At 73.5% G+C, this 11923-nt stretch carries 11 protein-coding genes and 1 pseudogene; 5 read left to right on the forward strand and 7 right to left on the reverse strand.

The genetic code is table 11. From position 1 onward, the window contains the following. Window positions 1-193 precede the first annotated feature (193 nt). On the forward strand, window positions 194-1909 hold the full coding sequence (locus ASF20_RS00685) for a DEAD/DEAH box helicase (protein ID WP_056269986.1): 1716 nt from the start codon (window positions 194-196) through the stop codon (window positions 1907-1909). A 135-nt stretch (window positions 1910-2044) separates the two neighbouring features. Here ASF20_RS00685 and ASF20_RS00690 read toward each other — a convergent pair whose 3' ends face one another. Both ASF20_RS00690 and ASF20_RS00695 read right to left on the reverse strand, forming a co-directional pair. Then, entirely contained in the window at window positions 2045-3016 is a 972-nt protein-coding gene (locus tag ASF20_RS00690) for a hypothetical protein (RefSeq protein WP_156647923.1), read from the reverse strand. Between the two features lie 218 nt (window positions 3017-3234). Further along, window positions 3235-4179, reverse strand: a complete 945-nt coding sequence (locus ASF20_RS00695; RefSeq protein ID WP_056269766.1) for a hypothetical protein — start codon at window positions 4177-4179, stop codon at window positions 3235-3237. Between the two features lie 49 nt (window positions 4180-4228). On the opposite strand from ASF20_RS00695, the gene ASF20_RS00700 reads away from it, so the two are divergent. Next, window positions 4229-5713 carry an ATP-binding protein gene (locus ASF20_RS00700; protein ID WP_056269769.1) on the forward strand — a complete coding sequence of 495 codons (1485 nt, stop codon included), beginning with the start codon at window positions 4229-4231 and terminating at the stop codon, window positions 5711-5713. Next, the gene (locus ASF20_RS00705) at window positions 5710-6369 is read left to right on the forward strand and encodes a response regulator transcription factor (RefSeq protein ID WP_056269772.1); all 660 of its coding nucleotides are present in this window, start codon (window positions 5710-5712) and stop codon (window positions 6367-6369) included. Before ASF20_RS00700 ends, ASF20_RS00705 begins: the two co-directional genes overlap by 4 nt. Before the next feature lie 12 nt (window positions 6370-6381). On the opposite strand, the gene ASF20_RS00710 is transcribed toward ASF20_RS00705, so the two are convergent. Genes ASF20_RS00710 through tsaD form a run of 5 tightly spaced genes read right to left on the reverse strand, consistent with a single transcriptional unit; the run spans window position 6382 to window position 10208 of the window. Beyond that, the gene (locus ASF20_RS00710) at window positions 6382-6798 is read right to left on the reverse strand and encodes an EVE domain-containing protein (protein ID WP_056269775.1); all 417 of its coding nucleotides are present in this window, start codon (window positions 6796-6798) and stop codon (window positions 6382-6384) included. Between the two features lie 48 nt (window positions 6799-6846). Beyond that, window positions 6847-7311: an opioid growth factor receptor-related protein gene (locus ASF20_RS00715; RefSeq protein WP_056269778.1), complete on the reverse strand. Its 465-nt coding sequence runs from the start codon at window positions 7309-7311 to the stop codon at window positions 6847-6849. Then, window positions 7308-8297, reverse strand: a complete 990-nt coding sequence (locus ASF20_RS00720) for an NAD(P)H-dependent glycerol-3-phosphate dehydrogenase (protein ID WP_056269782.1) — start codon at window positions 8295-8297, stop codon at window positions 7308-7310. Before ASF20_RS00720 ends, ASF20_RS00715 begins: the two co-directional genes overlap by 4 nt. After that, window positions 8294-9172: a GNAT family N-acetyltransferase gene (locus ASF20_RS00725; protein ID WP_056269784.1), complete on the reverse strand. Its 879-nt coding sequence runs from the start codon at window positions 9170-9172 to the stop codon at window positions 8294-8296. The genes ASF20_RS00720 and ASF20_RS00725 overlap by 4 nt, the downstream gene beginning before the upstream one ends. After that, entirely contained in the window at window positions 9165-10208 is a 1044-nt protein-coding gene (gene tsaD / locus ASF20_RS00730; protein ID WP_056269787.1) for a tRNA (adenosine(37)-N6)-threonylcarbamoyltransferase complex transferase subunit TsaD, read from the reverse strand. Before tsaD ends, ASF20_RS00725 begins: the two co-directional genes overlap by 8 nt. Before the next feature lie 161 nt (window positions 10209-10369). Between tsaD and ASF20_RS00735 the strand changes: the two genes are divergently transcribed. Further along, window positions 10370-11095 carry a uroporphyrinogen-III synthase gene (locus ASF20_RS00735; protein ID WP_056269789.1) on the forward strand — a complete coding sequence of 242 codons (726 nt, stop codon included), beginning with the start codon at window positions 10370-10372 and terminating at the stop codon, window positions 11093-11095. Between the two features lie 357 nt (window positions 11096-11452). Further along, window positions 11453-11923: pseudogene (locus ASF20_RS00740) on the forward strand (hypothetical protein); the annotation flags it as partial.

Below are 11923 nucleotides of genomic sequence, written 5' to 3' on the forward strand. Positions count from 1 at the left end.
CTGCGGGTCCGGGCGCCCAGGGGTGGAGGGGCATGCATCCGCGGTCATGGCGCTGCGCCGCAGTTCCGGCTACAAGAGACGCCATCCGTAACCGTTCGAGGCCGGAATCACGTCGGTTTGGAGAGGATCGCGCCCGTCGCGACGGCTCCCCGGCGGGTTCTCCGCCTGCTTGCCCGCTAAGGCTTCCGTCACCGTGCCCTTCCCCACCCTGCCGGCCCCGCTCGCCCGAGCGCTGACCGCGCGCGACTACGAAGACCCGACGCCCGTCCAGAGCGCCGTCATCGAGGCGGCCGCGCAAGGCCGTGACCTCCTCGTCTCGGCCCAGACCGGCTCGGGCAAGACCGTCGCGTACGGCCTCGCCTTCGCCGAGACCCTGCTCGGCGACGCCGAGCGCTTCGGCCCCGCCGGCGCGCCCCTCGCCCTCGTCATCGCCCCGACGCGCGAGCTCGCGCTGCAGGTCGAGCGCGAATTGTCCTGGCTCTATGCGGAGACCGGCGCTCGCGTCATCTCCTGCGTCGGCGGCATGGACCCGCGCCGCGAGAGCCGCCAGCTCAACGACGGCGCCCACATCGTCGTCGGCACCCCGGGCCGCCTGCGCGACCACCTGGAGCGGCGCAACCTCGCCACCCAGGACCTGCGCGCCGTCGTCCTCGACGAGGCCGACGAGATGCTCGACCTCGGCTTCCGGGACGACCTCGAATTCATCCTCTCGGTGACCCCGAAGGAGCGGCGCACGCTGCTGTTCTCCGCGACCCTGCCCAAGGCGATCGCGACCCTGGCCGAGCGCTACCAGAACGACGCCCTGCGCATCGCCGTGAAGGGCCAGGAGCGCGGCCACGCCGACATCACCTACAAGGCGATCCGCGTGGTGCCGCGCGAGCTGGAGCACGTGGTGGTCAACACCCTGCGCTTCATGGATGCGCCGACGGCGATCATCTTCTGCAACACCCGCAACGCGGTGCGCCACCTCCAGGCGGTGCTCACCGAGCGCGGCTTCTCGGCCGTGGCGCTCTCGGGCGAACTCGGCCAGGGCGAGCGCAACGCCGCCCTGCAGGCGCTGCGCGACGGCCGGGCCAAGGTGTGCGTCGCCACCGACGTCGCCGCGCGCGGCATCGACCTGCCCACCGTCAGCCTCGTCATCCACGCCGACCTGCCGCACGATGCCGAGGTGCTGCAGCACCGCTCCGGCCGCACCGGCCGCGCCGGGCGCAAGGGCACCAGCCTCCTGCTGATTCCGGCCTCGAAGCGGCGCCGGGCCGAGCAGATGCTCATGATCGCCAAGGTCTCGTTCGAGTGGGCCGGCCCGCCCACCGCCGACGAGATCCGTCGCCTCGACGGCGAGCGCATGTGGCAGGATCCGATCTTCACCGAGGAGCCGGCCGAGGAAGACGTGGCCATGGCCGAGACCCTGATGGCGCAGCGCACGCCCCAGGAACTCGCCGCGGCTCTGGCGCGGATCTACCGCTCCCGCCTGCCCGCCCCCGAGGACGTCACCGATCCGGGGGCCGGCCCCGAGCGTAAGTCGCGCCCGGTCTACGATCCCGCCGACGTGGACCGCATCGACGCCCAGGGCCCGGCCGTGTGGTTCCGGCTCAACCTCGGCCGGCGCGACAACGCCGATCCGCGCCGCCTGCTGCCGATGCTGACCCGGCGCGGCAATATCGGCCGCCAGGAGATCGGCGCGATCCGCATCTTCGATCGCGAGACGAAGTTCGAGGTCCGGGGCGGCGCCGCCTCGCGCTTCGCCCAGACCTTCGCCAAGAACGGCTCGCCCGAGATCCAGGTTGAGCCGATCCTGGACGAGGAGCCGGCCCGCGAGGAGAAGGGACCCAAGGGCTTGAAGAGCCCGCGGGGCGCGCGCCACGAGCGCGAGATCGCCAAGAAGCCCCGCGCCAGCCGGGCGCGCTGACCGGACGGGGGCGCCCGAAGCCGGGCGCTCCACCTCGACGAAGGGCGCCCGAAGCCGGGCGCTCCGATCCGACGAAGGGCGCCCGAAGCCGGGCGCTCCGATCCGACGAAGGGCGCCCGAAGCCGGGCGCTTGCGCTAGAAGTGATCGGGCAGGTTCTTCACCGCATTGCCGAGGGCCTCGACGCTCTCGGCGATCTTGCGGCCGGCCGGGGCGAGCGACGGCACCTTCACGCCCAGGAATTCCGTCTGCTCCGGCTCGGGCTCCGCCTGCGCGACCGGGGGCGCCGACGCAGTCTCCGGCGTGCCGCTCGGTGCCTTGGCAACGAGAGGCTTGGCAACAACGGGCTTGCCGACCGAAGTCTTGACGCTCGAAGACTTGACGACCGAAGGCTTGGTCTCCGTCGCCTTGGCGACCGGGCTGTGCTTCGGCGCTTCCGGCGTCAGGGCCGTGAAGGTGCCGTTCGTCGCCCGCGACCGGGTCGTCTCGTTGGGCAGCGGCGCGATCAGGGTGGCGGTGCGCGTCACCGGGACCAGCGAGGCCGGACGCGCCGGCGGCAGCACCGCGGCGCTCTCGATCGGCGGCAGGCGCGCCGGCTTCGCGGCGACGGGCACCGCCGCCGGCTTCTCGACCGGAATCGCCTCGGGCGCCCGCGCCGCGGGCGGCCGCGCTTCGGCGACCGTCACGCCGATGGGCTTCGCGTCCACGGTCCTGACTTCCAGGGGCCTCACTTCGGCGACCCGCGCCGCGGGCGGGGCGACCGCGGCCAGCGGACGCTCGGCCGTCGGAGCCGCGGACGGCTGATCCGGCGGGGCCGCGACGGACTTTGGCCTCGCCGGCGCGAGGGCCGGGACGCCATCGCGCAGGTCCGGCCATTCGGAGGCGTTGTGTCCGAGACTGGCGGGCGTCGCGGACGCCGTGGCGAGAGTCGGCCGGGTGAATTGCGGCCCCGCGAGGTTGCCGAGGGTCGCGAAGGCGAAGGCAGTGAAGCCGGCAAGGCCCAGGATGCCAGCGCCGGAGAGGAGCACCACCCGGAGTTTCACCCGGGACGGGCGGGGCGCCGGCGCGACGGGGCGCCGGGTCTCGGAGGGATCGATCGTTACGGACATCAGGGTCTCAGACATCTCGCACGCTTCAAGAGGTTCGGATTGACCGTTGCCGGTCGATCACGCGGCGCTGGTCGGGCACGACCGGCGCGGCGAGGCCCGAGGGGCGACGCCTGCGTGTAACGAAAGAGGCGCCGCAATGGGGCATGAAGATGTCCTTAACCCAATCCTTGAACAGGCTCGGATCAGACGCGTCACGAATCTGAATAGATCCAACAGGTTTAACGCGAGGTGTCTGGGCAGGACTTGGTCCCGTCCTGATTCGCCGCCGCCGCAGCCTGGACGTGAACGAGGCGCGAGACGGCGCGCGTCGCACGATTCGCCGTCATGGGCGCGAAGGGCTCGCCCGCGACCAGGCGCGCCTTGAGGCGGACCCGCTCCGGGTCGCCCCAGCGGGTCAGCATCGCCTGGAAGGCGGCATGCGTCCGATGATCGAAGGGGCGGGGCCGGCCCTGCCCGTCCCGGCAGGGATGCGGCGGCGTGAACTGGGCGACGGGCACCAGCCCGGTGGGAATCGGGGCGGTGGCGGCGTGGGTGCGGCCCAGGGCCAGGATCCTCGGGTCGAGGAAGGCCCGCGGCCCGCCCGACTGCGGGTCCGCGCCGGCATAGACCTCGATCCGGCCGAGAGGCGTGGTGACGACCACGTCCGCGGCGGCCATCAGGCTCGAAACCGCCTCGGGATCGTGTGCGGCAGTCCGTCCGGCCAGGGCGGCGAGGCGCGCGAGCGCGTCCGGGTCGGCGGAACGCAGGAACAGGCGGCCCTGCGGCAGGTCGAGGCCAAGGTCGAACCACTTATCCCCAAGATTCCGCGGGCGCAGGGCCCCGTCGTCGCATCCGGCGGCGCGGATCGGCCCCGCCCCCGTCCGGGGGCAGAGCGCCATCGGCAGACACAGGGCGACGGCGTGGCTCCAGCCGCCGGTGAAGGCGGTCTCGTAGGCCACGGGAATCGCCTCCGCCGGCGCGAGGGCGATCCCGCCGAACGGGGTGATCCAGCCGAGGCGGCCGTCCGCCGGAGCGGCGACGACCAGATCGCCGCGGCGCCCGACGCTGGCGAGCGCGCCGAATCCCCCCATCGTCCAGCTGGTCTCCGGATCGGCCAGGGCTCCGGCCACGAGGCCCGAAACCGAATCGGAACGCTGCCATTCGGCGTCGGGTTCGCTACACACGGGGCGACGACCGCGCACGCTTTCCCCGACGGCCGCCACCCGAGTCGCCATGCCTCACGACGCCGCCTCCGCAGCCCGATCCCGATGGGGCCTGCCCCACCGCAACGGCGCCCCGCCCGCGGCGTCGGCGGAGGCGGGCCGCCGGTCGCTCTGGGCGTCGTGGCCGACGCGGACCCGGATGATCGTGCTGGTCCTCGCCATCGATGTCCTGGCCGCCCTGGTCTCGTGCGCGGTCATCGTCGTCAACGCCCGCTCCGCCGTCGAGGTCGAGATGCAGGCCGCGATGACGAATGTCGAGCTTCTGGTGTCCGATACCATCGACCTCGCCCAGGCGGGGCCGCCCGCCGGCATCCTCCAGACCCTGAACCTGCGCATCCACGATCTGCGCCACGTCCGCGTCACGGTGCTGGACGACGCCGGCAAGGTCGTCACCGGCGGCCTCGGCCGGGTCCGGCACGACCCGCACGCGGCGCCGGCCTGGTTCGCGGCCCTGATCGCCCCGGCGATCCGCGAGCACGACCTGCCGATCGTGGCGCAGGGCCGGCGCATCGGCACCGCCCGCATCACCACCCAGCCGCACGACGAGATCGACGAGGTCTGGGTCTATGCCCTGTCGCTCTCGCTTGCCAGCCTCTGCCTCAGCCTGGGGCTGCTCGGCGCCCTCACGGTGGCGTTCGGCCGCGTCCTGGCGCCGCTGACGGACCTCGCCGAGGGGCTGATCCAGCTGGAGCAGCAGGATTACACCGTCCGGCTCGAACCGCCGGCCTCGCGCGAACTCGCCGCCATCGCCACCCGGTTCAACCGGGTGGCCCAGGCCCTGGCGGAGACGCGGGCCGCCAACGGGCGGCTCAACCGCCAGCTCCTGTCGGCACAGGACGACGAGCGGCGCCGCACGGCCCTGGAGCTGCACGACGAGTTCGGCCCCTGCCTCTTCGCCCTGGAAGCGACCGCCGCCTCGGTGGTCCGCATGGCCGAGGCCGAGGCGCCGCCGGACCGGGCGCGCCTGAAGCAGCGCGCCCAGGACATCGCCAGCATCGTCGGCCAGGTCCAGACCCGGAACCGCGACCTCCTCAACCGGCTGCGGCCGCACGCCCTCGGGCAGGTGCCCCTGCCGGAATGCCTCGATCTGCTGCTGCGCGATTTCCGGCGCCGTCACACCGGGACGCGCTTCGCCGGGAGCTTCGAGGGCCTGGCCCGCGGCTACGGCGACGTGACCGACCTGACCGTATTCCGCTGCATGCAGGAGAGCATGACCAACGCGGTGCGGCACGGCGGGGCGCGGAACGTCACCGTCCAGGTGCGGGACGAGGCCACCACCGCCGGGCGGGTCCTGCGCCTCGCCATCCACGACGACGGCACCGGCATTCCGACCGGTCACAGCCTCGGACTCGGTCTTTCGGGGATGCGGGAGCGCGTGGAAGCCCTCGGGGGCACGTTCATGCTTGACAACGATCAGCCCGGCGCGGTTGTCCGGATCATGATTCCGCTCGATGATGAGCGGGACGTCGACACGAGTCCGATTCCCAGCGCATGAACGCGATCGCCACCACCACCGAGGCGCCGACCCTCGTCATCGACGATCACCCGATCGTACTCCAGGGCTGCCGGCGGGTGCTCGAGGATGCGGGGATCGAGCGGATCATCGAGGCCACCAGCGTGGTCGCGGCCTATCGCAGCTTCCTGCGCCTGCGTCCCGGGACGGTGATCTGCGACCTGACCTTTCAGGGCAGCGGCCTCGCCGGCCTCGAACTGATCCGGCGGATGCGCGACGCCAACCGGGCGGTGCGCATCCTCGTCTTCAGCATGCACAACGATCCGGTCATCGTCGCACGGGCCCTGGAGGCCGGAGCCCTCGGCTACGTGCTCAAGGACCACGCCTCCGGCGAGCTTTTCGAGGCCTTCGAGCGGGTCCGGTCCGGCCGCCCCTACCTCGATCCGCGCCTGGCCACCGAGGTCGCGATGCTCCGCACCGACCCGAAGCGCACGCCCGAGACCCAGCTGACGCCGCGCGAACTGCAGATCCTGCAGCGCCTGGCGCAGGGCAAGTCCTACGGCGCCATCGCGAGCGACCTGTCGGTGAGCTACAAGACCATCACCAACGCCTGCTCGATGATGCGCCAGAAGCTCGGCCTGCGCACCCTCGCGGAGCTGATCCACCTGGCGGTGACGCAGGCGCAGCGCCAGGGCTGAGCGGACGGCGGCTCAGCCGAGGCCGCCCATCGCGCGCACCACCGCCCACTCGGCCTCCGTCACGGGCTGGACCGAGAGGCGGGAATTGTTGGCGATCACCATGGCGGCGAGGCGCGGCTCGGCCTTGATCGCCTCCAGGGTCACGGGGCGGGGCAGCGCTTCGACGGCGCGCAGATCGACCATGCCGAAGCGGCCGGTCGCGTCGGAATCATCCGGGTAGTAGGGCCGGATCACCTCGACGATGCCCACCACCGCCTTGCCCTCGTTGGAGTGGTAGAAGAATCCGCGCTCGCCCACCTCCATCGCCATGAGGTGCTTCTTGGCGACGTGGTTGCGCACGCCGTTCCAGTGCGTGCCGGCGCCGCCCGCGGCGACCTGCTGCTCCCAGGACCAGGTCGAGGGCTCGGACTTGTAGAGCCAGTAGGCCATGCGCTTCTCCAGAGACGCCGGCTCCATAGCACCGGCCAAGCGTGGCCGTCAGGCCCCCCGGAGCGCGGCCTCCCAGTAGCGCAGGCTCGTGGCGTTGATCGGGGCGCCGGCCTTCGCGTTCCGGGCTGTGACGAAGGCGTGGAACTCGGTCGCCGCCTCGGGCCCCAGGAGATCGGACAGGGCCGAGAGGATGCGGGTGATGCGCAGGTGGTTGTGGTCGTGCGGCCGCAGCCAGCCGTCGGTCTCGGCATAGAAGCGGGTCATCCGCCCGAGGGCGGCGCGCAGGCCCGACAGGGCCGCCGGATCGGCGCGGATCGCCTCGGCTTCGGCCCGGCTCAGCACCGGCGCACCCGGTACGGCGAGGCTCGCCTCGTGCAGGGGGAAGCACCATTGGATGAAGTCGTGCACGCCCTCGATATGGGCGTCGTCGAAGGCGAGGATCTCCCTCAGGCGCCGCCCGGCCCCGTCTTTGCCGGAGCCTGTCAGGAAGGCGCGGATGGGGTGCTGGCTCACTCGGCTTCTCCCCGCAGCGGCCGCGCCAGCAGGGCGGCGATGACGCCGTCGACGCTGGCGCCGCCCGAGACAATAGCGGCCACCGCCTCGGCCACCGGCATCTCGATACCCCGGGCGCGGGCGAGGTCGACCAGGGCGGCAGCCGTGAAGGCGCCCTCCGCCAGCTTGCCGCCGGCGGCCGCCTCGGGCGATGCCCCCGCGCCGAGGCGCTGGCCGAAGGCGAAGTTGCGCGATTGCGGCGAGGAGGCGGTGAGCACCAGGTCGCCGAGGCCCGACAGGCCCATCAGCGTCTCCGGCCGGCCGCCATAGGCGCGGGCGAAGCGCATGAGTTCGGCGAAGGCCCTGGCGATCAGCGCGGCCCGGGCGCTCTCGCCGAGACCGCGTCCGGCAACGATGCCCGATGCGATGGCGAGGACGTTCTTGCCGGCCCCGCCGATCTCGACGCCGCGCACGTCGTCGGTGTGATAGACCCGGAGCGTCGGCCCCGAGAGGGTGCCGGCCAGGCGCGCGGCGAGACCGGCATCCGCCGCCGCGAGCGTCACGGCGGTGGGCAGGTTGCGGGCGACGTCCGCGGCGAAGCTCGGGCCGGACAGGACCGCCACCGGGGCAGCGGCGCCGAGCTGCTCGGCTGCGACATCACTCATGAAGGCGTCGGTGCCGCGCTCGATCCCCTTGGCGCAGAGCACGATGGCGGCTTGGCGCGCGAAGGCGGCGCCCAGGTCGGCCAGAACCCCGCGCAGGGTCTGGGCCGGCGTCACCATCAGCACCGTCCCGGCCTCGGCGAGGTCGGAAGCTCCGGCGGTGACGGCGATGCGGGGGTGCAGGGGCACACCGGGCAGGTAGCGGGCGTTCTCGCGGGTGTCCTGCAGGCGCGCCGCCGCCTCCGGGTCGCGCAGCCACAGGGTCACGTCGTGCCCGGCCGCGGCGGCCGCGTTGGCCAGCGCCGTGCCCCAGGCACCGCCGCCGACGACTCCGATCCGCTTCATGCGCTGGTCCCTCGCGATCTGACGTGGTCCGCCCGCAGACGATACAGGAGATGCGGCCGCAGCGGATGCCCCGGCGGCAGGGCCGGATGCGGGAAGCCGCCCTCCGGGCGCATGCCGAGGCGCTCCATCACCCGGCGCGAGGGCGTGTTTCCCTCGGCCGTGAAGGCGACGACCCCGGAGAGGCCGCAGCGGCCGAACAGGTCGGCGAGGGCGAGGCGAGCCCCCCGCGTGGCGATCCCATGGCCCCAGGCCTCGCGCGCCAGGCGCCAGCCGATCTCGACGGTCTCGCCCGGCCGCTCGCCGCCCGGGAACGGCATGGGCCGCAGGAGACGCGCGCCGCCGATCATCCCGACGAACCCGCGTCCCTCCACCGTGACGGCCCAGGGGCCGAAGCCGTCCACCGCGAAGCGCCGGGCACAGGTCCGCGCCTCGGCCCGGCTCGCGGCCGCGTCCTTGGTGGCGGGGAAGTGGCGCATGACCTCCGGGTCGGCGTTGAGGGCGGCAAAGCGCGCTTCGTCGCCCGCCTGCCAGGGCCGCAACAGGAGGTTTCCGTCGCGAAGGCCCTCGGGCGGCGCCACCGCGTCGGCCTCCCGCAGCTTGCCGCGCAGGGCCAACGAGCGCCGGTTCAGCGCGCGCAGGTCGGCCCGGCCGAAGAGGACCGCCTCGCCGAGTTCGGTGGCGGCGGCGAGCTGACCAAGGGGCAGGTTCGCCCAGGCCGGGGCCGGCACGCTCTCGCGCCAGGGGCCGCCGCAAGTGTTGTCGAGGAGGATGCGCGCGAAGCAATGGTCGCGGTGCACCGGCCAGTCCGGGCGGGCCGCCTCGGGCAGGCGTCGCTCGACGAGGTCGCGCCAGCGCAGCCGCGCGGCCTCAGGCAACCGCCTTCGGCTCCGCGAAGGGCCAGCGGGCGCGGGCCGGCGCGGTGAGGTCGTCCACGAGGCCGAGGCGCAGGCGCTCGATACCCGCCCAGGCGATCATCGCGCCGTTGTCGCCGCACAGGGCCAGGGGCGGCGCCACGAAGGCGAGGCCCGCCTCGCCGGCCTGGGTGGTGAGCGCCCGGCGGATCGCGCCGTTGGCCGCCACCCCGCCGGCCGCCACCAGGGCGGTGGGATGGCCGGCCACGGAGGCGAAGTCGCGCATCGCCACCCGCAGGCGGTCGACCACCACGTCGACCACCGCCGCCTGGAAGCCGGCGCAGAGGTCGGCGACGTCGACGGAGGAGAGCGGCGCCAGCTTCTCCGCCTCGATCCGCAGGGCGGTCTTCAGGCCGGACAGGGAGAAGTTGGCCTCACGCCGCCCCAGCATCGGCCGCGGCAGGGCGAAGCGCTCCGGATCGCCGGTCTCGGCCAGGCGCTCGACCTCGGGGCCGCCCGGATAGCCGAGGCCAAGGAGCTTGGCGACCTTGTCGAAGGCCTCGCCGATGGCGTCGTCGATGGTGGTGCCGAGGCGGACGTAATCGCCGACCCCCCGCACCGCCACGAGCTGGGTGTGCCCGCCGGAGGCGAGGAGCAGAAGGTAGGGGAACCCGATGCCGTCGGTGAGCCGCGCCGTCAGCGCATGCGCCTCCAGGTGGTTCACCGCGATCAGGGGCTTGCGCGCCACCAGCGCCAGGGTCTTGGCCGTGACGAGGCCGATGAGCACGCCGCCGATCAGGCCGGGCCCGGCCGCCACCGCGATGCCGTCGACCTGGGCCAGGGTCAGGCCGGCGCTGCCCAAAGCCCGGTCGATGAGCCGGTCGAGCACCTCCACATGGGCGCGGGCCGCAATCTCGGGAACGACGCCGCCATAGGCCGCGTGCTCGGCGATCTGGCTCAGCACCTCGTTGGAGAGGATGCGCCCGCGCCCGTTCTCGCCGGGGGCGACTACGGAGGCGGCGGTCTCGTCGCAGGTCGTTTCGATGCCGAGGACGTTCATGGACGGCGGATCATCTCGAAGGGGGCCTCGTCGGAGGGGTGCGGTGTGGCCCGGGGGATGCGCCGCACCCTATCGTCCGCCTCCTCCGGCGGCAACGACGGGTTGCCAGCGGCGGCGAGACCGGCATGGATGGGCGCGGGGTTCTGGGAGCGCGAAGCGGGATGCGGATCTGGGTGGCGCGGCCGGAACCGGGGGCGGCGCGGACGGGCGCGCGCCTTGCCGCCCTGGGACACCGGCCCCTCGTCGCCCCGGTCCTCACCGTCGCACCGACGGGATTCCGCCTGCCAGAGGAGACCTTCGCCGGGCTGATCCTCACAAGCGCCAACGCGGCGGCGGCGCTGACGCCGGCGGAGCGCGCGCGCCTCCGCGCGGTCCCGACCTTCGCGGTGGGAGCCCGGACCGCCGCCCTCGCGCGGGAGCTGGGCTTCGCGGACGTCCGCGAGGCGGAGGGCGACGCGCGGGCCCTGACCCGGCTGGTCCGGGCCTCCCTGCCCTTGGGCGCGCACCTCGTCCACGCGGCGGGGGCCGAGCGCAAGGCCGAGCCCGCCGCCTCCCTGATCGCGGCCGGATACCGCCTCGCGGTATGCGAACTCTACGCCGCGCGGGAGGTGGCGCGGCTGCCCGATGCGGCGGCGGACGCCCTCGCAGGCCGGCGCCTCGACGGGGCGCTCCACTACTCCCGGCGCAGCGCGCAGGCGGCACACGATCTCGCCACGGCGGCCGGGCTCGGCGGAGCCTTCGGAGACCTGACGCATTACTGCTTGTCGGCGGATGTCGCCGCGCCCCTGGTCACCGCCGGGGTCGCGGTCCATTTCGTGCCCGACCGCCCCGGGGAGGACGCGCTCCTCGCGGGATTGCCGGCCCCCGGGCCAACAGGATTTCGATAAGGGCCTCGCTCCGGCGGCGGCCCTGGTGCTAGGACGAGCGCAAGAAGCTGCGCCGCCAGCCTCGACCCACCGGGCGCCGGATGCGCCGAACGGGTCGGGCGGCGGGAGACGGGAAGGGAGCCTTGAACCGTGAAACCACCCAACAGCGACCCCAACCGCCCGGGTTCTCCCACCGGCAACCGGCCGGCCGAGCCCGGCAAGCCCGCCACGCCGGGCGGCTCCCTTCCGCCGAAGGTCGAGGCCTCGGCCAAGCCGGGTCAGCCCGGCGGCACGCCGGGTACGTTCGGCAAGAGTGAGCCGGGGAAAGGTGAGCCGGCAAAGGCAGAGCCGGTCACGGAAGGCACGAAGACGGACGCCGTGAAGACGGAAGCCGCCAAGGCCGCGATCCTCACGCCCGACGCTGGCAAAGCCGACACCGTCAAATCCGATGCTCCCAGAGCCGACGCCGTGAAGCCGGATGCCTCCAAGCCGGACCTGACCCGCCCCGATCCGCTCGCTGTCGGCGCCGCGAAGACCGAGACGATCAAGGCCGATGCGCCGAAGCCGGAGGCTCTCAAGCCCGATGCGTCGAAGGCTGACGCTGCCAGAACCGATGCTTCGAAGGCCGAGTCACCGAAGGCCGACTCCGGGAAATCCGAGCCGCCCCGCTCCGGCGGATTCGCGGGACCGCAGCCCGGCGCGCGTCCGGGCCAGTCCGTGACTGATGGCCCGATCATCGACCTGAAGGCCAAGCGCATGCCGGACCCCGTGCCACCGGCGAAGCCGGCCGGTGCTGCCGGTGCTGCCGGTGCTGCCGGTGCTGCCGGTGCTGCCGGTGCTGCCGGTGCT

Origin of the sequence: Methylobacterium sp. Leaf88 (assembly GCF_001422795.1) — a bacterium.
In the GTDB taxonomy this organism is placed as follows: Bacteria; Pseudomonadota; Alphaproteobacteria; order Rhizobiales; family Beijerinckiaceae; genus Methylobacterium.